We start from the raw sequence: 25,916 nt of genomic DNA, 5'->3' as shown, positions 1-25,916 counted from the left end.
CCAGCGACACCGATGCTGTCGTAAATTATGCTGGAAAGAATCCACCCTGGAAGGGGAATCGACCCCATGCGGTCATTCCTCGCCTTTTCTGCCGGAGGACGTCGGACATTGAGGGAGTTCCGCCATGCTTGCGCCTGACCCCCTGCTGGGTCTCCGGTCCTGGGGGGTCGCACCCGCCGGGCTCCTGGCGGGGGCGGTGCTCTGCGTGGCGGGGTGGGCCCTTTACATCCGCGCGCGCCTGAATGGGCGCGACAGCCAACGCCAGGCCCGGTTCGCCGAGGAGGAGCTCAAGGCCTACGTGGACCTGCTGCCCATCGGCGTGCTGACCATCGATGCCCGGGGCGCCCTGGTGCTCTGCAACCGCTCCGCGCCGGGCCTGCTCGGGATCGACCGGGAGGATCTCCAGGCCGTGGCCTGGTGCTCCCCGGAATTCGCCATCATCGACGCGAACGGGGACGGGCTTGAGCCTGAGGAGCTCCCGTGGAACAAGGCGCTGGCCACCGGGCGCCGGGTGCCGGGCGTCGTGGTGGGAATCGAGCGCATGGACACCGGCGACTGGTCCTGGCTTTCGGTGACCGCCCAGCCGCGCTGCGACGGCGACGGGGTCCTGGTGGAGGTGATCTGCACCCTGGAGGATGTGACCCAGCAGAAGACCGCCGAGGCCGAGTTGACCCTCCAGCACCTGCGGGACAGCCTCACCAGCCTGCCCAGCCGGGCACTGTTCATGGAGCGCCTTTCGCGGGCCATCCTCCGCTCCGACCGGCGGAAGTTCTTCTCGGCGGTCCTGTTCCTGGACCTGGACCGCTTCAAGGTGGTCAACGACAGCCTGAGTCATGAGGCCGGCGACAAGCTCCTCATCCAGGTGGCCAGCCGTCTCCGGGGCTGCCTGCGCCCCGAGGACACCGTGGCGCGCCTGGGCGGCGATGAGTTCGCGGTGCTTTTCGAGGACATCACCAGCGTGAACGACGGCCTCCAGGTGGCCGAACGCATCAGCCACAGCCTGGCCACTCCCTTCACCATCAACGGCCAGGAGGTCTTCACCACCTGCAGCATGGGCATCGCCATCAGCACCAGTTCCGAGACCCTCCCCGCCGAACTGCTGCGGGACGCCGAGGTGGCCATGTACCGCGCCAAGGCCAAGGGCGAAGGGTCCCTGGAGATCTTCGATCCCAGCATGAACGCGAAGGCCCTGGCCCGGTTCCAGATGGAAGGCGAATTGCGGCGCGCCCTGGATCGCGGCGAGTTCATCCTGCACTACCAGCCGGTGGTGGGGCTGGGCACCGGCCGGATCGAGGGGTTCGAGGCGCTGGTGCGCTGGAACCACCCAGAGCGGGGCATGGTGCCGCCCCTGGATTTCATTTCGCTGGCCGAGGAGACCGGGCTCATCGTGCCCCTGGGCAAGTGGGTCCTGGAGGAGGCCTGCCGCCAGGCCGGCGCGTGGAACCGGGCCTTCCCGACCGATCCGCCCCGCCTCATGAACGTGAACATCTCGGCCCGCCAGTTCCAGCACAAGGACCTCATTCCGACCGTGCTGGAAGCCCTCCGGGCGGCGGACATGGCGCCCGGAACCCTCAAGCTGGAAATCACCGAGAGCATCATGATGCGGGACCCCCTGGCCTCCCTGGAGGCCATGAAGACGTTCAAGAGCCTGAACATCCACCTGGTCATCGACGATTTCGGCACCGGCTACTCGTCCCTCAGCTACCTCAAGCGGTTCCCGGTGGACACCCTCAAGGTGGACAAGTCCTTCGTGGACGGCCTGGGCAAGGACCCGGAAAGCACGGCCATCGTGGCCGCCATCATCTCCCTGGCCCGTTCCCTGGGCATGCGGGTCACGGCCGAGGGCATCGAAACCAATGACCAAATGGAACATTTGCAGAAGTTAGCCTGCGACCAGGGACAGGGGTACCACTTCTCCAGGCCCCTGGACCGGGACCGGGCCGAGGAGCTGCTGGCGCGGGATCCCCGCTGGTGACGCATCTTTTTTGGAATGAACCTTCCCTTGGTATCTGTCACCTGATATTAATGTTGCACTCCCCGTGCTCCAAAGGTCTAAGCTATCTTCATTCCTTCCAAAGACTGAGGCGTTCATGATCAAAATCGACATCGCCGGCACTCTGATGCAGACCCTTCCCGTGTCCAAGGCCACGGCCCTGCAGGTGGTGGACCTCCTGACCGACCGCATGAAGAAGGCCCTCCTTGACGGTCACCGCATCGAGATCCGCGGCTTCGGCGTGTTCGAACCGCGGCCGCGCAAGCGCGGAATGGGCCGCAACATCAAGACCGGCGCCAGCGTCGACATCCCCAAGGGCCGGAGCATCCGCTTCAAGCCTGGCAAGGACCTGCGCGATATCGAAGTGGGCTGAGGCGGGCCGGAATTCCCGGCGGGTCGGGGGCCGGGCGGAGCCGCACCCCTACTCCTTCGGGTACACCCGCACGCTCTTCCACTGCTTGAGCAGCACCTTGCCGGGCGGGAACCCGCGGGGCTTGGACACGTCCGCGGCCCTGCAGTAGTGCACCTCCACCTTTCCGCCGTCCCGCGCCTTGCTGAAGAAGGCCGCCAGTTCGGCGGCGCGTTCCACCACCGGCCGCGGGAATTCAGAGATTCGGTCGGGGTTGCGCACCACCACATGGCTGCCGGGCGTGCTGGCCACGTGGAGCCACAGGTCCAGGGGGGCGGCCACCTTGAACGTGAGCTGGTCGTTGTCCGCGTCGCCCTTGCCGATGAGCACTTCGAACCCGTCCACCATGACGGAGCGGAAGGCCCGGCCCTTGCCGTCGCTCCTCGCCGTCTCTTTCTTCTCCATGGGCTTCCTCGCGCGCTGGGGGGGCCTTTCCGCCTGGGGCGGCGCGGCCTCCTTGTGTTCAAGTTCCAGGAACTGCCTTGCCAGTTCCCGCTCCAGTTCCTCCACCCGGGCCACGCCGCGTTCGGCGCGCTTGACGGCGGCGAACCAGATCTGCACCGCATCCTCGGCGCGCCGGCCCTCGGGGAGGACCACCTCCGTTCCGTCCAGCAGCGTCACCTTGTGCGTGGCGCCCTTCAGGCGGTAGAGCTCGGCGGACAGCGCGGTGGCCCGGGCCCGGAATTCCAGCCCCGCGCGGTGCTTCTCCTTGTCCGAGGCCAGGGCGGTGCGGTATCTCTCCAAGCGTTTGCGCTCGGCCACGAGCCTGCGGTCGGTGCGCGCCTGCCTGGGGGCCAGGACGATGCGGGCCGCCCGTTCCAGGGACCAGGACCGGTGCCGGGCCAGAAGGGTCCCCTCCCCCGGGAGGACGTCGGGGACCCGGCCGTCCAGGGCGGCCTGGAGATCGTCGCCATGCCGCTCCTTCCAGCGCAGGAAGGCGGGGGGCTCCACGCGCGGCTCGGGGGCCACGGGCGCGATGGCCTGGCCGAGACCCATGCGCGCGGCATTGAGGTCGAGGCCGTCCAGGCGCAGTCCGGCGCGCCCCGGGAAGGCCTGGAAGGCCAGACGCGCGGCCTCGATGCGGCCGGTGACGGCCCGGCGGCGGAAGATGAGGCCCACCCAGCGCTCCCGGGGGTCGCCCTCCACTTCGGTGAGCCGGGCGCCCTTGAGCTCCTGGCTCCAGCGCCGGGAGAGGTCCGGTTTGGCCTCGGCCTTGAGCTGGAGGTAGGCTTCGTCCTTGTCGTGGAGGAGCCAGAGCTCGGGCGCCGGGTTGAGCAGGAAGACCCAGGAAAGACCCGGCTCCAGCCCGGCCCGGCGGTCCGGGGCCCACTGCAGGGCAAGGGCCCGGGGCGAGCACCAGGCGTTCTGCACGGCGCCTTCCCCGGCCTGGAGCCGGGCGCAGGCCAGGGCGAGGAGGAGCGGGGCGTCCATCAGAGCAGCTGCAGGATGGCCTCGGTGGGCAGGACCACGGCGAACTCGCCGTGGAGTTCCGTGAGGCCGGCGTCGTGCAGCGCCTGGGCGGGGATGGTGTTGCCGTCCATGTCCTCCAGGTCGAAGGCGGCGCAGGCGTCCCGGACCACCACGGTCTTGAAGCCCAGGTCGCAGCTGAGCCGGGCGGTGGTGGACACGCAATGGTTGGTGGTGAACCCGGCGATCACGAGGCGGTCAATGCCCCGCTCGCGCAGGTGCGCCTCCAGGCCCGTGCCCACGAAGGCGCAGTGCGCGCTCTTGCGGAACTCGGCCTCCCCGGGCAGCGGCGCGGTACCGGGCTTGAACCCGTTGCCGGGCTCCCCGGGGAAGAGCGGGGAGTTGGGATCGCGGCTGTCGTGCCGGACGTGGACCACGGGCATGCCCTGGGCGCGGAAGGCGCGGGCGAGGGCGGCCTGGTTGGCCTCGGCCTGGGGGTTGTTGCGGGGGCCCCAGTAGGGTTCATCGAACGCCAGCTGGACGTCGATGAGGAGGAGGGCGGTGCTCTTGGGCAACATGGGCCTATCCTACTCCCCTTTCACGCGTTTTCGGGCGGCCCCTGGGGGGCCTGGAATTGAACGATGGCGACGCTCGCGAGGATGACGGCCATGCCCGCCAGCAGCCGCGGACCGAAGGGTTCGTGCAGGAAGGCGGAACCCAGCAGCACCGCCACCAGGGGGTTCAGGTAGGCGTAGGTGCCCATGCGGGTAGGGGGCCACACCTTGGCCAGGTAGGCGAAGGCGCTGAAGGCCACCACCGACCCGAAGACTGTGAGGTAGCCCACCGCCAGGGCCGCCTTGGCCGTGACCGGCGCGTGGAGGAACCCGCCGGTGAAAGGCACCAGCAGGAGCGCCAGGAGGCCCCCGGCGCCCATCTGCACCGCCACCTGCCCCAGGAGGCCGTGGCCCCGCACGTGGCGTTTGCCGTGCAGGGTGCCGTAGGCCCAGGTCGCGGTGGCCAGGAGGATCGCGGTGATGCCCCCCGCATGCAAGGAGGCCTGTCCCGGCCGGGACAGGATCACCACCCCCAGGAGGCCGAGGCCCAGGCCGGCCCACCGGCGCAGGCCCAGGGCCTCCCGGCCCAGGATGCCGTAGAGCAGGGGCGTCATGGAGCAGAGGACCGCCGTGACGCCGCTGGCCACGAAGCCCTCGGCCCAGGTGATCAGGGCATTGGAGCAGCCCAGGAGGAGCACGCCCACGAGGGCCAGGTGGGGCAGGTCCCGGCGCAGGGGCAGGTCCTCGCCCATGAGGCGGGAGAGGCCGAAGGCCACGGCCCCGCCCAGGAGGTAGCGCGTGGCCACCATGCCGAAGGGCGTGAACGACGTGATGCCCAGGGCGATGGCGAAGTAGGTGGAGCCCCAGACCAGGGCACAGATGGCGTAGGCGATCCAGGCCTTCACGGATTCTCCGACGGGAAGGGCGACGGGCCGATCTTCTCGAAGTAGGTCTTGAGGACCATGGTGGTGCGGGTGGTCACCTGGGGCCCGAGGGTCTTGATGCGCCGGAGCCGCCCGTGGAGGTCCAGGGGGGTTTCGGCCACCACCTTGAGCAGGAGCCAGTCGGCGCCCGCGGTGCTGTAGGCGGCCAGCACGTCGGGTTCGGCCTCCAGGGCGTGGAGGAAGCGGTCCTCGGCGCCCTCGTCGCCGCCAGAATGGAAGCGCACCGCCACGAAGGCCACGCAGGGCTTGTTCACGGCTTCGGGGGTGACGTTGGCGCTGTAGCCCGACAGGACGCCCTCGGCCTCCAGGCGCTTGATGCGGTCGATGACGGTGGGCCGGCTGACCCCGAGACGCTCGGCGAGTTCGGCGTGGCTGATGCGCCCCTCCTTCTGGAGGGCGGCCACCAGGCGGCGATTCAGATCATCCATGATCAAACTCTTGGACATGGCCCGGCTCCTGAGACTCTGAAACAATAGGTTCTCATACCTGGGGTCCGGCGGGTCCCAGCCAGCGGGATCGAGGCGACCATGGACTTCAACCACCCCCACACCGACCGCAGCTTCTTCCTCATCGCGGGGCCCTGCGTCATCGAGTCCCGGGAGCACGCCCACTTCCTGGCCTCCCAGCTGCAGGACCTGGCCGATTCCCGCGGCATCCCCTTCCTGTTCAAGGCCAGCTTCGACAAGGCCAACCGCACGTCCCTGGACAGCTACCGCGGCACCTCCATGGAGGAGGGCCTGGACATCCTTTCCGAGATCCGCACCCGCCACGGCGTTCCCGTGCTCACGGACGTCCACGAGTCCACCCAGTGCGCCCAGGTGGCCGCCGCCGTGGATGTGCTCCAGATACCCGCCTTCCTGTGCCGCCAGACGGACCTCCTCCTGGCCGCGGGAGCCACGGGTCGCGCCGTGAACATCAAGAAGGGCCAGTTCCTGGCGCCCTGGGACCTGGCCCATGCCGTGGAGAAGGTCCGCGGCGTGGCCGGCCACGGCCCCGTTTGGGCCACCGAGCGGGGCTCCAGCTTCGGCTACGGCAACCTGGTGGTGGACTTCCAGGGCTTCCCCCACCTCCGCCGCACCGGATGCCCCGTCATCTTCGACGCCACCCACAGCGTCCAGAAGCCCGGCGCCCTGGGCAAGACCACCGGCGGCGCCCGGGAGATGATCCCCGCCCTGGCCCGGGCCGCGGCCACGGCGGTGGACGGGTTCTTCTTCGAGGTGCACGAGGACCCCGCCAAGGCCCTCAGCGACGGCCCCAACGCCATCCGGCTGGACGCCTTCGGCGCCCTGCTCGACCAGGTGCTCGAGGTGTGGCGCGCGTCCCGGGCCGCCCTGCTGGCCGACCCCGCAGGGATGCCCCCGGGCGTCTAGACCCCCGCGGCGTACGTCAGGTTGAGGAGCGCCATGGCGCGGGTGACCTTGCCCACGCTGTTGCGCTTGGTGTTGGTGTACTGGATGCCCTTGGCGTCCAGGGCGTCGTAGTCGAAGTTGCCCTGGTGGCTGAGGTCGACACAGAGCGCGTCGGGCTTGATCCAGGCGGTGGGGATGCAGTAGCCGTCGGCGGGCACGGCGCTCACGATGACGTCGGCCATGCGGATGAAGCCCTCGAGGTGGGCCGGGTTGGTGTGGTGGTGGCAGAGGATGGGGGTGGCCTTGAGGTTGGCCACCATGGCGGTGATGGGCCGGCCGATGCGCAGGCTGTCGTTGATGCACAGCACGGTCTTGCCGTCGAAGTAGTCGCCGCCGAAGCCGCGCTTGATGACCTTGATGACGGCGCGGCCGGTGCAGGGCACCATGCAGACCCGGTCGATCCCTTCCGACATGCGCTTCCGGAACTTGTTCAGGTAGCCGATGTTGATGGAATGCAGCCCCTCGATGTCCTTGCCCGGGGCCACCAGGTCCATGATCTCGTCGTCCTTGAGCTCGTCGTAGCGCAGGGGGTAGAAGATGAAGATGCCGTTGGTGCCGGGATCCTGGTTGAGGTGGGCGATGAGCTTGACCACCTGGATGCCGCTTCCCACCTCGTGAATGGAGGGACGGATGCCCAGCTCCTCGCAGTCCCGGACCAGGAGGTCGCGGTACAGCACGCTGCCGGGGTCGTTGCTGCCCAGGATCACCCCCAGTCCGGGCGCGGAGCCGAGCTTGTGGATGTTGGATTTCACCCGGTCCCTGTAGTGCTGCGCCGTCTCAACGCAGTCAAGCTTGCCGGTGGGCTGGAAGGTCATTGGGCACCTCGCCTTGATTCTACCGGGTTAAGATGGCGGCATGGTAAGGAAGCCCCCCGCTCCCACCCCCCTCTCGGACCGGCTGAAGGCGGCCTACCCCGACGCCCGCTGCGCCCTGGATCACCTGGACCCCTTCCAGCTGGTGGTGGCCACCGTGCTCAGCGCCCAGTGCACCGACGCCCGGGTGAACATCACCACCCCCGCGCTGTTCCGGCGGTATCCGGATCCCGCGGCGCTGGCCGCCGCCGACCTGGGGGAGCTGGAGGGCCTCATCCGCTCCACGGGCTTTTTCCACAACAAGGCCCGGAACCTCAAGGCCATGGCCATGGCCCTGGTGGAGCGCCACGGCGGCGCGGTGCCCGATACCCTGGAAGCGTTGTCGGCGCTGCCGGGCGTGGGCCAGAAGACGGCCAACGTCGTGCTTTCGAACGCCTTCGGCATCCCCGCCCTGCCGGTGGACACCCACATCTTCCGGGTGGCCCGCCGCCTGGGGCTCTCGGAGGGCAACACCCCGGAGAAGGTGGAGGCCGACCTCTGCCGCCACTTCCCGAGGGAGGACTGGATCGATGTGCACCACCAGCTCATCCTCCACGGCCGGCGGGTGTGCGACGCGCGCAAGCCCGACTGCGCGGGATGCGTGCTGCGGGATCTCTGCCCCACCGGCATGGGACGCATGGCCGACCCCCACTCGGGCCGGATGCTGGGCTCGGCCGGCGCCACCGGGAAGGCCGCGCCCGCGGCGGCGCCCTCGGCCCCGGGACCCGGCCCCCTGCGCATCATCTCCCTGGTGCCCAGCGTCACCGAGCTCCTGGTCCAGTGGGGCCTGGCCTCGCGCCTGGCGGGCCGGACCACCTACTGCGTGGAGCCGCCCTGGATCCGCGCCACCGTGCCGCCCATGGGCGGCACCAAGAACCCCGACATCCCCCGCATCCAGTCCCAGCGCCCGGACCTGGTGATCCTGGAGCGGGACGAGAACACGCTGGAAACCGCCCAGGCCCTGGAGGCGGCCGGCGTGCCCCTGCTCGTGCTGGAGATCCGCTCCCTGAAGGACTGCCTCAAGGCCTTCCGGATCCTGGGCGACGCCGTGGGCGCGCCCGAAGCCGGCCGGGCCCGGGAGGCCTCCCTGAAGGCCCTGCTGCGACCCGCGCGGCGGAAGGGGCGCCGGACCCTCACCCTCATCTGGAAGGACCCCTGGATGAGCGCGGGGCCCGACACCTACGTGTCGGACCTGGCGCGCCAGGCGGGGCTCCTCCCCGTGGGGCCGGACCGCTACCCCGTGCTGGCCGACGCCGATCTGGAGGCCCTGGCGCCCCAGCTGGTGCTGCTGCCCAGCGAACCCTACCGCTTCACCCGCCGCCACCGCGACGAGCTGGCCCGGCGTCTTCCGGACGCCGAGGTGCGCCTGGTGGACGGCAGGGCCTTCACCTGGTACCTCAGCCGGTCCGAAGCCGCCCTGGGGCAGCTTCGCGACCTTCTGGAAGCACCTAGCTCTTGAGGAACTTCAACATCTCCGCGGGCTTCTGGAAGCCCATGGTGCGCCGGAGCTCGCGGCCTTCCGCGTCCAGGACGATCACGGTGGGATAGCTGCGGATCTGCAGCTTCGTGGCCAGGTCCTTGCGGACCTTGTCCGTGTCGATGCGGATGGCGATGGCGTTCTCCTTGATCCAGGAGGCCACGGCGGGGTCGGGCCAGGTCTTCTCGTCCAGTTCCTTGCACTGGGCGCACCAGTCGGCGTAGGTGTCGACCAGGACCACCTTGTTGCCGGCCTTGGCCTGGGCCAGGGCGCCTTCCAGGTCCTGCTCCATCCAGCCCTTGGGTCCCTTGGCCTCGGCGGAGGCGGCGCCGCCGCGGGGCAGCAGATCCAGGCCCAGCCCCCCCTCCACGGCCCGGATGCCCAGGAGGATGCCCAGGGCCAGGGCCAGGAGGCCGGCGCCCTTGCGCAGGCCGGCCACCAGCGTCCCGGCCGGGCCGAAGGCCTCCAGGACGGGCACGGCCACGAGGAGGACGAGGCTCCACAGGGCGAAATTCGTCCACTCGGGCACGAGGAGGCGGATGTTCCAGGCGGCGAAGCCCAGCACCACCAGCCCCATGACGTGCTTGAGCTTTTCCAGCCAGTCGCCGGAGCGGGGCAGGGCGGCCGAGAAGGTGCCCGTCACCAGGAAGAGCACCCCCATGCCCAGGGCGAAGGTGAACAGCTGGGCGGCGCCCATCAGGACCTGTCCCTTCTGGGCGATGGCCAGGAGCACCGTCCCGATCACGGGACCGACGCAGGGAGCCGAGAGGGGTCCCAGCACCAGGCCCATGACGAAGGCGCCCCCGAAGCCCTTGCGCGGGCCGCCGCCCTGGAGTTTCTGCTGGAGGGCGTCGGGAAGCCGGATCTCGAAGGCCCCGAACAGGGAAAGCGCGAACAGGCCGAACAGGACGGACACGGGGACCAGGAAGGCCGGGCGCTGGGCGAAGGCGCCGAAGGTGGCGCCGCTCTTGGCGGCCACGACGCCCAGGAGGGTGTAGGTCACCGCCATGCCCAGGACCAGGCTCAGGGACAGGGCGAAGCCGCGGGCCTTGCCGCCGCCCTTGGCGCCGATGATGGCCATGGTGATGGGGATCATGGGATAGACGCAGGGCGTGAGGGAGGCCCCCATGCCGAAGAAGAAGATGCCGAGGAAGACCCAGACCAGCCCTTCCCGGGGCGCGGGGGCGGGGGCCGGGGAGGCGGCGGACTGGGGCGCGGGGACGGCGGCGGGCGGCTCCGCGCCCACGGGGACGGCCGCGGCCGCCGGTTCCGCGGGGGCCTTGGCCGCCAGGTCCGGGATCTCAGAGGCCTTCACCTTCAGGACCTTGTCCGTGGGGGGGAAGCAGACGCCGCCCTCGCCTTCGGTGCAGGGCTGGTACTCCACCACCAGGTCCACGTCGCCCTTGAGGCCTTCGCCCGCGACGGGGATGACGACCCGGTCGTGCCAGATGCCGTCGCCCAGTTCGTCCTTTTCCTTCGTGGGGGGCATGGGGCCGGCCTTGAGGGTGCCCTTGGCGCCCTCCTTGAGGGCGACGGACATGAACGCGGCCTTGAGGTGGGCGCCCTGGGGGACGGTGACCACCACGGCGCCCTTGCGCAGCGCCACCTGGACGTCCCGCTCGGGATCGAAGCCCTTCGGGGACTGTGCCTGGACCCCGCTGCAGGCCAAGAGCAGCAGTGCGGTCAGGAATGCTGGCAACCCGCGCATCCATCCTCCAACGGGCCGGCAGGCCCACCCTCCATGATGCCAGCGGCGGGCGGGCCCGGCCATCGCCAGGATCTCCAGGGCCGGGAACCTGGATAGAATGGAGCATGGGGACCTTCCTCCAGTCCGTACGCCGGCCCTTCGTGGCCGACCATTTCCACGACCTGCCGGGGTTCGTGGAGGCCCGCCACGGCCACAACTGGGAAGCCGAAGTCACCTGGGCCGGCGGCGAGGACCCGGGACCGGCCCTGGACGCCTGGGTGGCCCGCATGGACTATTCGCTCCTGAACCTGCAGGAGGCCCTGGCCGGGCGGAATCCCACCGCCGAACTCCTGGCCCAGGACCTCTTCCGCTGCCTGGAGGCCGGGGGCCTCCGCGTGGAACGTGTCAAGGTGCGGGAGAAGGCCAACTACTGGGCCGCCTGTTCCCGGGAAGCCCGGTGAGGCGCGGAACCGCCTCCGGCTTCCTGCGCGTGGTGCCGGTCCTGGCGGGCCTGGCCCTGCTCCACTGCGGGAAGGAAGCCCCCCCGCCGCCCCCGCCTCCGGCCCCGTCCACGGCTCCGGCCCTGGACCCCTGGAGCTGGCACTTCGTGGGGGGTCTCCTGGTGATCACCGGCGAGGTGGAAGACACCGTGGAGGTGACCCTCAAGGGCACCACCCTGAACGAGACCCGCACCCTGCCCTTCGGACCCGTCCGCTGGGAACTGCTCCGGCCGCCCCCAGGCGAGGTGGCCGAACTTCGGGCCCATGGCAAACTGCTGATGAAATTCGAATACGACAAGGAGCCGCCGCCCCGCACCCGGGCGGCCGCACCGATCCCCCTGCCCGAGGCGGCTCCCCGGGCCGCCGGGCCACCTCCCGCCCCCCAGCGTCCCGTCACGGCCCCCATGGCCCCGCCCCCGGAGGCCGCTTCATCGCCAGGTCGTTCCGCGCCCCGGCAGGAACCTGCCCGGCCGGCACCCGCCCCCGTGCAGCCACCCGCCTCCGGGTCCCTGGCCGGCGCCTCCAAAACGCGGCCTACCGGTCGGCCGGAACCCACCCGGCCGGCAGCTGTTCCTGCCCAGCCACCCACCTCCGGACCCCTGGCCGGTGCCTCTGGAACCCGGCCTACCGGTCGACCGGAACCCGTCCGGCCGGCGCCCGCTCCGGTCCAGCCGCCCGCCTCCGGGTCCCTGGCCGGCGCCTCCAGAACCCGGCCTACCGGTCGGCCGGAACCCGTCCGGCCGACGCCCGCTCCGGTCCAGCCGCCGGCCTCTGGGTCCCTGGCCGGCGCCTCCAGAACCCGGCCTACCGGTCGGCCGGAACCCGTCCGGCCGACGCCCGCGCCGGTCCAGCCGCCGGCCTCTGGGTCCCTGGCCGGCGCCTCCAGAACCCGGCCTTCCGGTCGACCGGAACCCGTCCGGCCGACGCCCGCTCCGGTCCAGCCGCCCGCCTCAGGGTCCATGGCCGGCGCCTCCCAGGCCCGGCCTTCGGGTCGGCCGGAACCAGGCCGGCCGACGCCCGCTCCGGTCCAGCCTCCTCCCTCCGGGTCCATGGCCGGGAACGCCAAAGCGCGGCCTTCCAATCGGCCGGAACCCGTCCGGCCGGCGCCGGCTCCGGTCCAACCGCCTCCTTCCGGGTCCCGGGCCGGCGCTTCCCAAATGCGGCCTTCCGGTCGGCCGGAACCCGTCCGGCCGACGCCCGCTCCGGTCCAGCCGCCCGCGCCCGCGTCCACGGCAAGCGGGCAGCGTCCCCAGGCAACCCCCCCGCCCCGGCCCCCGGCCCCGGTGATGGTGGCGCGGTCCACCTCCAACGTGCCCGCGGCGCCATCGCCCTGGGCCAAGCCCGTGGCGCCGCCTCCGGTGAAGCTTCCGGAGGGGTCCGCCAAGGACTGGCCCGGCGCCGGCGAAGGGGTGAACCTCCTGCGGGGGCCCAAGGGCGACCGCCGCATCTGCATGACCTTCGACGGCGGCTCCACCTCGGAGGTGGCGCTGGACGTGCTGGACGCCCTCAAGGCCCGCAACATCCGCACGACGATCTTCCTCACGGGCGACTTCATCCGCAAGTACCCCGACCTGGTCCGGCGCATCGACCGGGACGGCCATGAGATCGGCAACCATACCCTCACCCACCCGCACCTGGCCCCGGGCATGCGGCGCGACCCCCGGTGGACCCGCGAGCGGGTCCAACAGGAGCTGCTCGAGGCGGACCGGGCCCTGTTCCGGCTGCTGGGGCGGCCCATGGACCCCATCTGGCGGGCGCCCTTCGGGGAGCACACGGCCGAGATCCGCAAGTGGGCGGAGGAACTGGGCTACCGCCACGTGGGCTGGAGCGAGGGCGCCGACACCCTGGATTGGGCCACGGTGAAGGAGCGCAAGCTCTACCGCACCGGCAACGCCATCCTGGACCGCCTCCGGGCGCGCATGGAAAAGCTCGACGGGGACGGGCTCATCGTGCTCATGCACCTGGGTTCCGGCAGGCCGAGCGGGGACCGCCCTGGCCAGGTGCTGGGGCCCTTCCTGGACCGGGCCTTGCAGGACGGCTGGCACTTCGTCCCCATCGGCGAGTACGTGAAGGGCCTGGGCAAGCCCAGGTGGGAACCGGTCCGGCGCGTGGCCCTCCTGCGCTAGACTCAGTATCCATGACCGGAGGAAGCGTGAAAGGTATGGGCAGGATCCTGCTCAGAGTGCTGGCAGGGGCCTTCGCCCTGGTGATGGGCCTATCGCTCATGAGCTATCACCCGCTGGACCCCCATCCCTTCTCCCAGGGCGGGGTGGGGATGCCCATCAACAACCTGTGCGGAACCTTCGGGGCCCTCCTGGCCGGAACCCTCCAGACCCTGGTGGGCGCCGGCGCCTGGCTCGTGCCCATGTACATCCTCTGGGAATGCTTTCCCTCGGGCACGACCCTCTGGCCCCGGCGCATCGCCTGGGGCGCCCTGGCGCTTTCCGTGTGGACGCTCCTCGGGGGCCTGGGGCCCCGGCTCTGGCACGGGGAGGGCTCCCAGGTCATCGCCCTGCGCTGGGGAGGGTGGCTGGGACAGACCCTGTGGCCCCCCTGCCGCAGGCTGCTGGGGCCCGTGGGGCTCCCGCTGGTGCTGGCGCTGCTCATCACCCTGGCGCTGATGCTGCTGGCGCCCGTGCTGGCGCGGAGCACCGGCAACGTCGTGGCGGGGTGGCTGGGAAAGAGCGCCCTGCCCTGGTTCAAGCCGCTGCCCGCCAAGGGCGCCCGCACCTTCATCGCGATGATCCGGCGCCCCTTCCTGCGGGTGTCGGCCCAGCGGGACGTGCCGGACCTGGACGCCCAGGACGCGGTGGAAATGTCCCGCGAATCCGAACGGCGCCGGCAGGAGCAGGAAGGCATCGACGCCATGGCCCGGGCGATGGAGGCCTCCGCCAGCTACCGCAAGAACAACCGCGGCGGGGAGCTGGAACTGCCCGTCATCCATTCCCTGCACCTGGACGTGGGCCCCGAGGACATCCCCGAGGACCCGGCCATCCTCATCTCCGAGCGGTACGGGACCCCGGCCGAACCCCTCCCGCCCCCCGTGCTGCTGCGCAACCTGCCCCCGCCGCCCCCGCCCAAGGCCCCGCTGGTGGCCCCCAAGGTGGAGAAGGACGGCTACGGCCGTGTGGTGGAGCAGCAGCCCCTGGGGCTCACCGAACCCACCCCGGCGCACCCCCTGCCGGCCCTGCCCGCCCCCAAGCCCCGTCCCGCGGCGCCCCGGGAAGCCGCACACCCGCCCGCGGCGGCCAAGGCCGCCCCACCCAAGGCCGCCCCCGAGGAGGTCGCGGGGACCGGCATCGTGGACCGGCTGGAGCTCCCGCCCCGGCGGCTCTTCGATCCACCCCAGGCCGAGCACCGCCAGGACCTGGCCCTGCTGGAGGCGACCCGGGCCCTGGTGCAGGCCAAGTTCACCGAGTTCAAGGTCAAGGGTACGGTCACGGGGCTCCAGCCGGGGCCTGTGGTCACGGTCTACGAGTTCCAGCCCGACCCCGGGGTGCCCGTGGCCAAGGTGCTGAGCATGGAGGAGGACCTGGCCCTGGGCCTCCAGGCCGAGAAGGTGCGCATCGACCGGATCCCGGGCCGCAACCTGGTGGGCATCGAGGTGCCCAACCGCCACCGGGAGGTCATCAGCTTCCGGGAGGTGGTGGACAGCCCCGCCTTCCGGGACCCTTCCCAGAAGGACGCCCGCAGCCTGCTCACGCTGGCCCTGGGCAAGGACATGGCGGGCCACCCCGTGGTGGCCGACCTGGCCAAGATGCCCCACCTGCTCATCGGCGGCTCCACCGGCAGCGGCAAGAGCGTGGGCGTCAACGCCATGATCTGCTCCATCCTCCTGCGCGCCATGCCCAACGAGGTAAAACTCATCCTGGTGGACCCCAAGATGGTCGAGCTGGGCATCTACGAGGACATTCCCCACCTGTGGGCGCCGGTGGTCACCGACATGAAGGAGGCCGGCCGGGTCCTGAAGTGGGTGGTGTCCCAGATGGAGGACCGCTACAAGCGCCTGGCCCTGCTTTCCGTGCGCAACCTGGAGGGATTCAACGCCAAGGTGGTGGAGGCCGGCGGCGAGATCGACATCAGCGACCGCACCCCCAACCCGCGCTGGCCCGAACGGCCCCCGGTGCTGGAACACCTGCCGTACGTGGTGGTGGTCATCGACGAGCTGGCCGACCTCATGATGGTCTGCCGCGCCGAGGTGGAGGAGAGCATCGCCCGCATCGCCCAGAAGGCCCGGGCCGTGGGCATCCACCTGGTCCTCGCCACCCAGCGCCCCTCCGTGGACATCGTCACGGGCGTGATCAAGGCCAACCTTCCCAGCCGCCTCAGCTACCGCGTCAACACGAAGATCGACAGCCGCACCATCCTGGATTCGGGCGGCGGCGAGCAGCTTCTGGGCAAGGGGGACGCGCTCTTCCTGGCCCCCGGCAATGCCCGGCCCAAGCGCATCCATGCGCCCCTGCTCACCGAGGAGGAGACGCTGCGCCTGGTGGAATGGCTCAAGGAGCGCGGGCGCCCCGACTACAACCGCGCCCTGCTGTGCGCCATGGAGACCGAGGACGAGCTGGCCCTGGGCGGCGCGGAGGAGCCCGCCGCCGGCGGCGACGACATCTACGACCGCGCGGTGGCGGTGGTCAAGCGCGAGCGCAAGGCCTCCACGAGCCTGCTCCAGCGCAAGCTGAACATCGGCTACGGCCGCGCCGCGCGCATCATCGACCGCATGGAGGACGAGGGCATCATCGGCGGCGACCGCGGCGCCGGCAAACCCAGGGAAGTGCTCGCAGGGGAGGAATGAGGATGCGCATGCTGGTGGCTTTCGCGTGTGTGCCGCTGCTCGCGGCTCCGCTCACCGACGCCCAGAAGGCGCTGTGCGCCAAGGGGAGCCGTTTCGAGCGTGCGGGATGGATCTACCTGCACCTGGAAGGCGGGCCCCGGGCCCGGGGCTTCCAGCACGGGTACCTGCTCGCGCGCGAGATCCAGGGCGGCCTCGTGGCCATCCGCAGGGGCTGGGAACGGGACACCGCGACGTCCTGGGCGAGCCTGGTGGAGAAGGCGACGGTGTTCTTCGTGCCGGGCATCGACGCCGAGAACCTCGAGGAGCTGGCGGGCATGGCCGAAGGGCTCGCCGCCGCCGGCGTCGCCACCACCCGGAACGAGCTCGCCGTGTACAACGGCTCGACCGAACTTTCCGGCTACTGGTGGCCGCAGGAGCTGGCCCGGATCCGCAACGCCCGGCCCGAGCCCCGGGTGAAGGAGTCCTGCAGCGCCTTCATCGCCATCGGCTCCTACACCGCCGGCGGCGAGCTCGTCATGGGCCACAACAACATGAGCGGCTTCCAGGACCCCCAGACCAACCTGGTGCTCGACATCGTGCCCGACAAGGGCCACCACATCCTCATGCAGGGCGTTCCGGGCTGGATCCACAGCGGCACGGACTTCTTCATCACGGACGCCGGTCTCGTGGGCACCGAGACCACCATCGGCGATTTCCAGCCCTACGAGGAGGGCGGCGTTCCAGAGTTCGCGCGCATGCGCCGCGCAACCCAGTACGCCGACGGCATCGACAGCTGGTGCGCGATCATGAAGACCGGCAACAACGGCGGCTACGCCAACGCGTGGCTGCTGGGCGACATCAACCGCAAGGAGATCGCGCGCCTGGAGCTGGGCCTGCGCTACGTGGGCTTCGAGCGCAAGGCCGACGGCTACTTCACGGGTTCCAACATCGCCGAGGATCCGCGGATCCTCCGCTTCGAGACCACCACCCGGGACACCGACATCACGACCTCCAAGGTGGCCCGCCGCCTGCGGTGGCGCCAGCTCATGGCGCAGCACCGGGGGAAGATCGACGTGGCGCTGGGAAAGGCGTTCGAGGCCGACCACTGGGACGTGTCGCGCCGGGAGGAGCACCCCGGGGGCCGTACCCTGTGCGGCCATTTCGAGCTGGAGACCGAGTCCCCCGGTGATGTCCCCTACGATCCCTCGGGCACCACCGACGGGAAGGTCCTGGACGCCTCCATGGCCCGGCGGATGGCCTTCGCCGCGCGCTTCGGCACCGCCTGCGGACGGCCCTTCGACGCACCGAAATTCCTGGCCGAACACCCGCAGTTCGAGTGGCTGAAGGGCATCCTGCCCAGCCGCCCCACCCAGCCCTGGGTGGAGTTCAGGGCCGGCGAGACGCGCTGATCAGGAAGCCGGGGCTTCGGCCCTGGGCTTTCGGGGCACCACCCAGACGCTCCGGTCCTTCCTGGGCGCAGGGCCCTCGGCGTGGCAGGACCCGCAGGAGGCCAGGCGCGGGTCGTCCCCGCGCCAGTAGGCGCTGGCGGCGCCCTGCGTCTCGGCCCTGCGGGCCTCGGGCACCTGGGGCCAATAGAAGGTGAGCCGGGGCTTGCCGTCCGTGCCGGTCTCCAGGGCGTACAGCGGGCCCTGCTCGAAGCCTGGGCGGCCCCAGCGGTCCTCCAGGGTGTTCATGACCACCAGGGCGCCCGCGGGGAGCTTCTCGCCGGCGCGGTAAGCCTGCTCCGCCCCGGGGCTCACCCACACGCGGATCCAGCGGTTGCCGTGGGGCCCGGACTTCACCGGCTCGGCGTGGAGGGCGCGAAGGGCGAGGTAGTTCAGGGCGCGCACGGGGGCCTGGGCCTCGGGGTCCTGGGGCGCCGGGGCCGGGGGCGGCGGTGCCGGGGCCGGGGCGGGTGTGGCCGCGGCGAAGTTCGGGGGGGCCACCAGGAGCGGGGGGGCCGGGCGCTGACCGCCCATGACGGCCCCGGAATAGGAGGAGAGGTAGGACAGGAAGCACCAGGCCAGGCCCGCGAGCAGGGCAGGGAACCCGATGCCCTGGTGTTCCTGCCGTCGGCGGTAGAGGGCCTTGAGGCACAGGGCGCCCAGGACCACCGAGGCCACGCCGCCGATCTCGTGGACCCGGAACAGGTAGGGCATCCCCGCCGTGGCGGGCCCCCAGAAGGTCCCTGCGGCGAGGCTCCCGTTGGCGCGGCCGAGGTAGAACCCGCTGGCCACGGCCAGGATGGAACCCACCGTGCCGACCCAGGCCAGGTAGCGGCAGGTGGTCCACCAGGGGCGGATCCCCCGGCCCCCGCGCTGGGCCGCGATGATGGGGATGGGGATCATGAGCGCCGCCGCGATGGGCAGGTGCACGAGGAGGGCGTGCTTGCTTGCGATCCAGGCTGTCCAGTTCATGGGGCAGGCGTCCAGGGGGTGAATAGGAAGTTTTGTATGTATTCTGCCTCGTTTCCAAGATCCATACCCTTGGAATCTGAGGTTTTCACACATTTCCGGTCACGCCTCCGGAAACCCCGGCAACCAAGGTCCATCACCAGGCACCCATCCCCGCCCGGGAAGGGGCCCTCCCCTCCGGAGCCGACCATGCTTTCCCGCATCCTCCTGGGTCTCGCCCTCGCCTCCGGCCTCCTGGCGGCCGAACCTCAGGTCTTCCGGGTGGACACCACCCACACCGTCCTGGGCTTCAAGGCCCAGACCGTCCTGTTCGACGTGCCCGGCCGGTTTGACCGGTACAAGCTCCAGGTCAAGGGCACGCCGTCGAACCCCACCGACGCCCAGATCCAGCTGGACATCGAAACGGCCTCCATCGACACGGCCAACACCAGCCGGGACAACCACCTGCGCTCGGGGGACTTCTTCGACGCGGCCAAGTACCCGGCCATCAGCTTCACCTCCAGCAAGGTGACCCGGGAAGGGGACAAGGTGACGGTGCACGGCACCCTCACCATGCACGGCAAGAGCCAGGAACTGGACATCCCCTTCCTGGCCTCCGAGGGCATGAACGGGGCCGGCAAGCGGACCTGGTCCTACCGGGCCACGGTACCCCTGGACCGCCTCGCCTTCGGGGTGGGGACCGACAGCATCGCCGCCAAGATCAGCCTGAAGCAGCAGGTGGAACTCAACCTCCTGCTGGTGGGCTTCTTCGAGGCCCCCAAGCCGCCCGCCAAGTGAGGCTATAATCCCGGAATGGACAGCTGCCCCCGCCCCGCCCAGGCCTTTCCCCAAAGGGTGCCCCTGAAGGTCATCGGCCGCGGCGCGGAGATGGATCCCCAGCGCATGGCCGCTCTGATCCTGGAGCACCTGGGCCCCCAGCCCGACGCGGACCGGGCCCACGCCTCCAACCAAAAGGGCGCCTACACCAGCTTCACGTTCTGGGTGACCCTGCCCCATGAGCGGGCCGAGGCGCCCCTGCGGGCGGCCTTGCAGGGCTTGCCCGGGGTGGTGATGCAACTCTAGGAGTTCACGTGAAACCGACGGTCCGAAGGCCCGGCGCCCTGGGCGCCCTCATGGACGAACTGGACCGGGCCGTCGCGGACCTGGTCCAGATCATCGGCCCCCTCACCCAGGTGGCCTACGACGTGGTGCGGGACCGGGAGACGGAGGACGAGGACTGCCGTTCCATCCGCACCGTGGCCGGACACGTGGTGCGTTCGGGCCACGGGTACGCGGAACGCCTGCGGGGGAGCCTGGGCCTGCCCTACGTGACGCCCGAATTCCAGGTGGGCACCCCCCTGGACGCGGTCCACGAGCTGCAGGCCATGGCCGGCGCCCTTGCCGGGACCTTCGAAGGCCGGTGGGACCTGCCCTGGGACGTGGTGTTCAGTGCGCGCATCACGGCCCGGTCCGGACGGATCTACGACATGGAGCAGCTCATCGAGCACGCCATCGTCCACGTGCTGCGCCACCGCAGGCAGATCGAGCGGTTCCTCTCGGAGGCCCGGTTCCGGGGGGACCGGCGCTGAGCTTCCGTCAGGGCCGGATGGTGCCCATCATGCGGGGGTAGGGCGCCGTCTCGCGCACGTGGGGGAGCTTGCAGATCCACGCCACGGCGCGCTCCAGGCCCAGGCCGAAGCCGGCGTGGGGGACGCTGCCGTACTTGCGCACGTCCAGGTACCATTCGTAGTCCGCGCGGTCCAGGCCTTCGTGGGCGATCTGGTCCAGGAGGTAATGAAGGCTCGAGGCCCGCTCGCCGCCGCCGATGACCTCGCCGTAGCCTTCGGGAGCCAGGAGATCGGCGCCCAGGGCCAGCTTGGGATCCTGGGGATCCGGTTCCATGTAAAAGGCCTTGAAGGACTTGGGGAAGCGGTGGACCCAGAGGGGGCGGTCCGTGGCGTTCATGAGGATGGTCTCGTCGTCGTTGCCGAAGTCCTCGCCCCAGTTGATGTCGCTGCCCAGCTCCTTCAGCCGGTCCACGGCCTCGGTGTAGGTCATGCGGTCGAAGGTGGCGTTCAGGGCGGTCTCCAGGGGGGCCAGGTCGCGCTCCAGGATGGCCAGCTCCTCCCGCCGGCCCTCCAGGACCCGCTGGAGGATGAACTTGGTCATGCGCTCGCCCAGGACCATCACGTCCTCCAGGTGGGCGAAGGCCACTTCGGGCTCGACCATCCAGAACTCCGTGAGGTGGCGGCGCGTCTTGCTCTTCTCGGCCCGGAAGGTGGGGCCGAAGCAGTAGGTCTTGCCGAAGGCGGCGAGCCCGGGCTCCTGGTAGAGCTGGCCGGACTGGCTGAGGTAGGCCATGCCCTCGTCGAAGTACTGGGTGCCGAACAGGCTCGAGGTGCCCTCGCAGGCGCTGGGGGTCAGGATGGGGGCGTCCAGGAGGGTGAAGCCGTCGCCGTCGAAGAAGTCCCGGATGGCCTTGGCGATGGTGTGGCGCACCCGGAGGATGGCCCACTGCCGCTTGCTGCGCAGCCAGAGATGCCGGTTCTCCATGAGAAAGGCGGTGCCGTGCTCCTTGGGGGTGATGGGGTAGTCCACGCTCTCGCCGATCAGGGCGACCTTGGTGGCCAGGATCTCGGGTTCGCCGGTCTTCGGGTGCTGCTGGACCCGGCCTTCCAGGACGACGGCGGCCTCCTGGGTGAGCTTGCCCGCCAGCTCATAGCTCTCCGGATCCGCCTCGGCGGCGCCCACAACGCACTGAACGAAACCCGAGCCGTCGCGCAGGTCGATGAACCGGGTCTTGCTGGTCCGGGCATTGCGGACCCACCCGCGGAGGGTCACGGTCTGACCGATGTGCTGCTTCAGGTGGCGGATTTCGGTAAGGGGGTGGTCCACGTCAGGCTCCAGCGATACCCCTCCATCATGGCGCGGATCGGGCTCAAGCCCAAGTCACGCCTTGTGGCCCATGTCCCGGAACTTGGAGCCGACGATCATCTGGAGGCCGCGGATGTGGTTCAGGACCCGCTCCAGCTTCTGGCGGGCGATGTCCTGGTACTGCAGCCTCTGGATCAGGTCGAACACCTCGTCCTGCATGCGGGATCCCAGGGCCTCCACCTGGGCCAGCACCGGTTCCAGGCCCTTCATGTGGCCCAGGCCCGCCTCCTGCTTGAGCCGGATCAGGCCCTTGAAGCTCTTGTCGGTGTCGGCCAGCATGGTCTCGACCTTCCCCAGGACCTTTTCCATCTCCTGCTCGGTGTGCGTGATGGCCTCCTCCATCTGGGGGATGATCCGGCTGGCGTCGGATTCGACCCGCAGGGGGGCGGCGGCGATGAGGTCCTTGAGGCCGGCGTCCAGGGCCTCCTCCACGTCGTGGCCCGGGTGGAGGCCCAGGCCGTGGGCCCGGGCGCTGTGGAAGGTGGTGATGAGCCGGCTGTCCAGGAGCGCGGTGATGCGCTCCTCCTGGACGATGAAGCCCTGCACCCAGGCCCCGTCGGGACCGGCGAGGAGGGCGCTGGCGGGCACCATCTGCTCGCGGGTGGCCTCCACGACGGAGGCGACGCGGTCCACCAGGAGGCCCACGTTGCTGGAGGACCCCATGTCCAGGACGATGATGTTGTGCGAGAGCTCGGAAGCCAGGGGCTCCATGCCCATGCGCAGGCGCAGGTTGATGACGGGGATGGACTGCCCGCGCAGGTCCAGCAGCCCCTCGACGCTCCGGGGCATGTGGGGGATCTGGTTCAGGTCGCGGTGGGGGGTGATCTCCGCCACCTGGGCCAGGGGCACGGCGTAGGTGTGGCCGGCCAGCTCGAAGCTGAGGTACTGCCCCTCCCGGACGGCTCCGGCCGCCGGTTCAGGGGTTACCCCGGGCGCCGCGGCAAGGCTCACAGGCCCTCCTGGACGGCGAGCATGAGCAGTTCGGCCGGGTCGAGGATCAGCACGACGCCGCCGTCGCCCATGATGCTGGCGCCGGAAATGCCCGGAAGGCTCGCCAGGTAGGGCGCCAGGGGCTTGATCACCATTTCCTGGCGGCGCAGGAAGGCGTCCACGATCACGCCCATGCGCCGGCCTCCGGTGGACACCACCACCACGGGCAGCTCCTCGTCCTCGGAAAGCTCGGCCGAGCCCTGCTTGAAGTGCAGCAGGTCGCTGAGCCGGGTGACGCCCAGGACCTCGCCCCGGAGGTTGATGGCCTTGCGGCGCGTGAGGTGGCTGAGGGTCTCCCGGGGCACCAGGAGGGTCTCCTCCACCGCCGTGCCCGGCAGGGCGAAGACCTGGCCCCCGCTGCGCATGAGGAGGGCGTCGATGATCGCCAGGGTCAGCGGCAGCTTGATGGTGAAGATGGACCCGCGGCCCACGGAGCTGGTCACGGAAACGCTGCCGTTGAGCTTGCGGACGTTGGACTTCACCACGTCCATGCCCACGCCGCGGCCGCTGATGTCGGTGACCTGCTTGGCGGTGGAGAAGCCCGGCAGGAAGATCAGGTTGATGGCCTCGTCGTCGGTGATGCTTTCGGCCTTCTCGGGCGTGAGGATGCCCTTCTCCACGGCCTTGGAGCGGATCACGGCGGGGTTGATGCCCTTGCCGTCGTCCTCGATCTCCACCAGGACGGAGTCGCCTTCGTGGCGGGCCCTGAGCACGACGGTGCCGGTCTCGGACTTGCCGGAACCCGCGCGCACGTCGGGCATCTCGATGCCGTGGTCGGCGCTGTTGCGGATGAGGTGGATGAGGGGGTCGCTGAGTTCCTCGATGAGGCTCTTGTCGATTTCCGTGTCCTCGCCCACCATCTGCAGCTCGATCTTCTTGCCGGAGGCCTTGGCCAGGTCCCGGAGCATGCGGGGGAACTTGGTGAAGATGGTCTTCACGGGCACCATGCGGATGCCCAGCACCGAGGCCTGGATCTCCTTGCTCACCTGGTCCAGGTACACCGACGAGCGGCGCAGTTCCTTCACCAGCGCGTCGGCCCCGGGGGTGAGGGTCTCGCCCTCCAGGCGTTCAACGATGTGGGCGATCATGGTCTTGCTGATGATCAGCTCGGCCACGGTGTTCATGAAATTGTCCAGCTTGGCCTGGCTCACCCGGATGGTGTCGTTGGCGGCCTTGCCCGTATCCTGGGGCTTGTCCTGGACCTTGCGGGCCTCGGTCACGGGGCCGGCGGCGGGCGCTTCCGCCGCCTCGGCCGCGGGCGGCTCCCCCAGGGCCAGGTCGAAGTACTCGATGGCCACGTTCTTGACGCCGTCGAAGAGCTTGCGCACCGAATCCGGCGACTCCGCGGGGGTGAGCAGGAGCAGCAGCCCCAAGGGCAGCTCATCCGGGCGGAACTGCTCCAGATCCAGGTACTTCATAATCTTGGACGAGTGGATCAAGCGGCCGACAAGGTCGACCATGGAGATCATGGACAGGGGATTGAAAGGCGTGCCCAGCAGGGCGGGGAGGAGGGTGACCTTCAGGGCCATGACGGGGACGCCCTGGTTCAGGGCCTCCTCCGCGGCCTGGATGGCCTCGGCGTCCATGTCCTCGAGGCCCGCGGGAACCCGGAGGCCCTGGGCCTTGGCGGCGGGTGCGGCGGGCGCGGCGGGGGCCTGGGCCGCGGGCTTGCCGCCGCCCTTGAGGGCCTCCAGGCGCGCGATGAGGCCGGAGGTGTCGGGATCGGCCGGGGCGCCCTGCTTGCGCAGGTTCACGGCCACGTCGTTCACCAGCACCTTGAGGGTGTCCTCGGTCTCGAAGAGCACCTCCATCACCTCGGGGTTCACCTTCATGCGCCCCTTGCGCAGGTCGTCGAGGATGTTCTCGCCGATGTGGGCCAGCGCCTGGACCTTGGCCAGGCCCAGGAAGCCCGAGGCCCCCTTGATGGTGTGCACGGAGCGGAAGATGGCGTTGAGGATCTCCAGGTCGCCCGGGGCCTCCTCGAGGGTCAGGAAGTTCTGCTCGATGAGCTCGAAATGCTCCCCGGCCTCCACAAGGAAGTCTTCGTAGAAGCTGGGGTCGTCCAGGGAGAATTCGCTCATGGTTCAGCCCTTTTTCTTTCCCTGGAAGACCTGGAGCTGCTGGCCCTCCACGTCGGTGAGCAGGCGTTGGACGTTGAGCAGGAACACCACGCCCTGGTCCGTGCGGGCCACCTTCTCGATGAAGGCGTTGGCGCCCACGGCGGTCACCCTGGGGGGCTCCTCCAGGCGCCGCTGGTCCACGGACTTCACCTCGTCCACGGAATCCACCACCAGCCCCGTGGACACGCCGCCGATGGGGGTGATGACGATGCGGGACAGGTTGGTGGCGGCCTGGCGCTCCAGTCCGAACCGCTCCCGCAGGTCGATGACCGGCATCACCTCGCCCCGGAGGTTCAGGACGCCTTCGATGAAGGAGGGCGCCCGGGGCACGGGGGTGATGTTGCTGACCATGATGATCTCCCGCACCTCGTGGAGGCGCAGGGAGTAGGCTTCGGGTCCCAGGCGGAAGACGACCAGCGGCAGCTCGAAGCTGTCGGCGTGCTCCTCCGTCGTTTCCTGGATGAGGCTGGTGCTCATGGCGGCGATCTTGGCCTGGTCCTCGCCGGTGATGATGTCCAGCACCTTGAGCAGGCTCACCATGCGGTCCGACCGCACCACCACGCCCTCCAGGTCGCGGCTCTCGCGCTCGCTGAGGGTCTGCGGGGGCGGAAGGATCTCCTCCTTCTTGATGCGGATGATCTCCTGGATGCCGTCCACCACGATGCCCAGCTTGGCCGCGCCGAAGCTCAGGAGGATGACCATGTCCCCGGCGGTGGGGTTCTCGGCGGGCTCGACCTGGAGGAGCTGGATGAAGTCCAGGAGCGGGAGCACCTGGTCCCGCAGGCAGATGACGCCCAGCACGTAGGGGGGGGCGTCGGGCACCTTGGTGATGGTGGGGATCTCGATGATCTCCTCCACCAGCTTGAGGTCGATGCCGAAGGATTCCCGGCCCAGGGTGAAGGTGACGAAGGGAAGCTCGTCCTCGATGAGCTCGACGGCCGTCTCCTGCGACATGAAGGTGGACGCGCCGGCCGCGGTGTCGGCCAGGACCTCGCGGTGCCCGAATTCCGCGGAATCCAGGATCTTCTCGAGGTTGATCAGGGTGATGAGGCGGTCGCCGGTGGTGACCATGCCGGCCAGGTACTCGCTGCGCACCCCGGCCACCAGGGGCGGCGTGTCCCGCAGGGTGAAGTCGTCGAGCTTGACCACCTCGGCCACGGAATCGACCATGAGCCCCGTGGGCTGGCCGGCCAGGCCCAGGATGATGATGCGGGTCTTGTCCGTGGGGGGCTTGGGGGGCAGGTGGAACCGCAGCCGGCTGTCCAGCACCGGGATGATCATGCCGCGCAGGTTCACCACGCCCAGCACGAAACTGGGCGCGCCCGGCACGGGCGTGATGTCGGTTCGGGGGGTGATCTCCTGGACCCGGTCGATGTCCAGACCGAACTCCACGCCGTCCAGGGTGAAAGTCACCAACTGGCCGGAGGGGACGAACTCATGGGCCTGTCTGGCCTGGACTTCAGCTGTTGCCATG

At 70.1% G+C, this 25,916-nt stretch carries 22 protein-coding genes; 11 read left to right on the top strand and 11 right to left on the bottom strand.

What is annotated here, in order from left to right; translation table 11 throughout:
• Positions 1-124: 124 nt before the first annotated feature.
• Together ACZ5LB_RS14670 and ACZ5LB_RS14665 are read left to right on the top strand one after the other, a co-directional pair.
• Positions 125-1,975 (top strand): putative bifunctional diguanylate cyclase/phosphodiesterase, encoded by a 1,851-nt coding sequence (locus ACZ5LB_RS14670; protein WP_464602954.1) that lies wholly within the window; start codon positions 125-127, stop codon positions 1,973-1,975.
• Between the two features lie 115 nt (positions 1,976-2,090).
• On the top strand, positions 2,091-2,366 hold the full coding sequence (locus ACZ5LB_RS14665; protein WP_306598209.1) for an HU family DNA-binding protein: 276 nt from the start codon (positions 2,091-2,093) through the stop codon (positions 2,364-2,366).
• Between the two features lie 48 nt (positions 2,367-2,414).
• Here ACZ5LB_RS14665 and ACZ5LB_RS14660 read toward each other — a convergent pair whose 3' ends face one another.
• The 4 genes from ACZ5LB_RS14660 to ACZ5LB_RS14645 are packed head-to-tail and all read right to left on the bottom strand — an operon-like array spanning position 2,415 to position 5,753.
• Complete coding sequence (locus ACZ5LB_RS14660; RefSeq protein ID WP_464602953.1) at positions 2,415-3,833, bottom strand: NFACT RNA binding domain-containing protein; 1,419 nt, start codon at positions 3,831-3,833, stop codon at positions 2,415-2,417.
• Positions 3,833-4,387 (bottom strand): cysteine hydrolase family protein, encoded by a 555-nt coding sequence (locus tag ACZ5LB_RS14655; protein ID WP_464602952.1) that lies wholly within the window; start codon positions 4,385-4,387, stop codon positions 3,833-3,835. The genes ACZ5LB_RS14660 and ACZ5LB_RS14655 overlap by 1 nt, the downstream gene beginning before the upstream one ends.
• A gap of 20 nt (positions 4,388-4,407) precedes the next feature.
• Positions 4,408-5,268 carry an EamA family transporter gene (locus ACZ5LB_RS14650; protein ID WP_464602951.1) on the bottom strand — a complete coding sequence of 287 codons (861 nt, stop codon included), beginning with the start codon at positions 5,266-5,268 and terminating at the stop codon, positions 4,408-4,410.
• On the bottom strand, positions 5,265-5,753 hold the full coding sequence (locus ACZ5LB_RS14645; protein ID WP_464602950.1) for an Lrp/AsnC family transcriptional regulator: 489 nt from the start codon (positions 5,751-5,753) through the stop codon (positions 5,265-5,267). The genes ACZ5LB_RS14650 and ACZ5LB_RS14645 overlap by 4 nt, the downstream gene beginning before the upstream one ends.
• An 81-nt stretch (positions 5,754-5,834) precedes the next feature.
• Here ACZ5LB_RS14645 and kdsA point away from each other — a divergent pair, with 81 nt between their 5' ends.
• A complete protein-coding gene (gene kdsA / locus ACZ5LB_RS14640; protein ID WP_464602949.1) occupies positions 5,835-6,677 on the top strand; it encodes a 3-deoxy-8-phosphooctulonate synthase in 843 nt (280 codons plus the stop codon).
• Here the strand turns inward: kdsA and ACZ5LB_RS14635 are convergent.
• Complete coding sequence (locus tag ACZ5LB_RS14635) at positions 6,674-7,531, bottom strand: tetrahydrofolate dehydrogenase/cyclohydrolase catalytic domain-containing protein (protein ID WP_464602948.1); 858 nt, start codon at positions 7,529-7,531, stop codon at positions 6,674-6,676. The genes kdsA and ACZ5LB_RS14635 overlap by 4 nt on opposite strands.
• A 40-nt stretch (positions 7,532-7,571) precedes the next feature.
• Here ACZ5LB_RS14635 and nth point away from each other — a divergent pair, with 40 nt between their 5' ends.
• Complete coding sequence (gene nth / locus ACZ5LB_RS14630) at positions 7,572-9,026, top strand: endonuclease III (RefSeq protein ID WP_464602947.1); 1,455 nt, start codon at positions 7,572-7,574, stop codon at positions 9,024-9,026.
• Here the strand turns inward: nth and ACZ5LB_RS14625 are convergent.
• Entirely contained in the window at positions 9,016-10,743 is a 1,728-nt protein-coding gene (locus ACZ5LB_RS14625; protein WP_464602946.1) for a protein-disulfide reductase DsbD family protein, read from the bottom strand. The genes nth and ACZ5LB_RS14625 overlap by 11 nt on opposite strands.
• Positions 10,744-10,856: 113 nt before the next feature.
• Here ACZ5LB_RS14625 and ACZ5LB_RS14620 point away from each other — a divergent pair, with 113 nt between their 5' ends.
• The 4 genes from ACZ5LB_RS14620 (at position 10,857) to ACZ5LB_RS14605 (ending at position 17,414) form a co-directional block, all read left to right on the top strand.
• Entirely contained in the window at positions 10,857-11,192 is a 336-nt protein-coding gene (locus ACZ5LB_RS14620) for a 6-pyruvoyl trahydropterin synthase family protein (protein WP_464602945.1), read from the top strand.
• 1,328 nt (positions 11,193-12,520) lie between these two features.
• On the top strand, positions 12,521-13,357 hold the full coding sequence (locus ACZ5LB_RS14615) for a polysaccharide deacetylase family protein (RefSeq protein ID WP_464602944.1): 837 nt from the start codon (positions 12,521-12,523) through the stop codon (positions 13,355-13,357).
• A gap of 35 nt (positions 13,358-13,392) precedes the next feature.
• Positions 13,393-16,026 carry an FtsK/SpoIIIE family DNA translocase gene (locus tag ACZ5LB_RS14610; protein WP_464602943.1) on the top strand — a complete coding sequence of 878 codons (2,634 nt, stop codon included), beginning with the start codon at positions 13,393-13,395 and terminating at the stop codon, positions 16,024-16,026.
• The gene (locus ACZ5LB_RS14605) at positions 16,023-17,414 is read left to right on the top strand and encodes a C45 family autoproteolytic acyltransferase/hydolase (RefSeq protein ID WP_464602942.1); all 1,392 of its coding nucleotides are present in this window, start codon (positions 16,023-16,025) and stop codon (positions 17,412-17,414) included. Before ACZ5LB_RS14610 ends, ACZ5LB_RS14605 begins: the two co-directional genes overlap by 4 nt.
• Here the strand turns inward: ACZ5LB_RS14605 and ACZ5LB_RS14600 are convergent, their stop codons facing one another.
• Complete coding sequence (locus ACZ5LB_RS14600; RefSeq protein WP_464602941.1) at positions 17,415-18,422, bottom strand: DUF2231 domain-containing protein; 1,008 nt, start codon at positions 18,420-18,422, stop codon at positions 17,415-17,417. It abuts the gene before it with no gap.
• A gap of 186 nt (positions 18,423-18,608) precedes the next feature.
• Between ACZ5LB_RS14600 and ACZ5LB_RS14595 the strand changes: the two genes are divergently transcribed.
• From ACZ5LB_RS14595 to ACZ5LB_RS14585, 3 genes are read left to right on the top strand one after another with little or no spacing between them, the layout of a single operon-like run.
• A complete protein-coding gene (locus ACZ5LB_RS14595) occupies positions 18,609-19,196 on the top strand; it encodes a YceI family protein (protein WP_464602940.1) in 588 nt (195 codons plus the stop codon).
• Positions 19,197-19,211: 15 nt separating this feature from the next.
• On the top strand, positions 19,212-19,481 hold the full coding sequence (locus ACZ5LB_RS14590; protein ID WP_464602939.1) for a DUF493 family protein: 270 nt from the start codon (positions 19,212-19,214) through the stop codon (positions 19,479-19,481).
• Positions 19,482-19,489: 8 nt separating this feature from the next.
• Positions 19,490-19,987: a DinB family protein gene (locus ACZ5LB_RS14585; RefSeq protein WP_464602938.1), complete on the top strand. Its 498-nt coding sequence runs from the start codon at positions 19,490-19,492 to the stop codon at positions 19,985-19,987.
• Positions 19,988-19,994: 7 nt separating this feature from the next.
• On the opposite strand, the gene asnS is transcribed toward ACZ5LB_RS14585, so the two are convergent.
• The 4 genes from asnS to ACZ5LB_RS14565 are packed head-to-tail and all read right to left on the bottom strand — an operon-like array spanning position 19,995 to position 25,915.
• Positions 19,995-21,293: an asparagine--tRNA ligase gene (asnS, locus tag ACZ5LB_RS14580; protein WP_464602937.1), complete on the bottom strand. Its 1,299-nt coding sequence runs from the start codon at positions 21,291-21,293 to the stop codon at positions 19,995-19,997.
• 54 nt (positions 21,294-21,347) lie between these two features.
• On the bottom strand, positions 21,348-22,283 hold the full coding sequence (locus tag ACZ5LB_RS14575) for a chemotaxis protein CheW (protein WP_464602936.1): 936 nt from the start codon (positions 22,281-22,283) through the stop codon (positions 21,348-21,350).
• Complete coding sequence (locus ACZ5LB_RS14570) at positions 22,280-24,403, bottom strand: chemotaxis protein CheA (RefSeq protein ID WP_464602935.1); 2,124 nt, start codon at positions 24,401-24,403, stop codon at positions 22,280-22,282. Before ACZ5LB_RS14570 ends, ACZ5LB_RS14575 begins: the two co-directional genes overlap by 4 nt.
• Positions 24,404-24,406: 3 nt before the next feature.
• Entirely contained in the window at positions 24,407-25,915 is a 1,509-nt protein-coding gene (locus tag ACZ5LB_RS14565; RefSeq protein WP_464602934.1) for a chemotaxis protein CheW, read from the bottom strand.
• Position 25,916: the final 1 nt, after the last annotated feature.

Source organism: Mesoterricola sp. MK458 (assembly GCF_055384935.1).
Note: the sequence above shows the minus strand (reverse complement) of the source record. Positions and strands in the feature narration are given on the sequence as shown.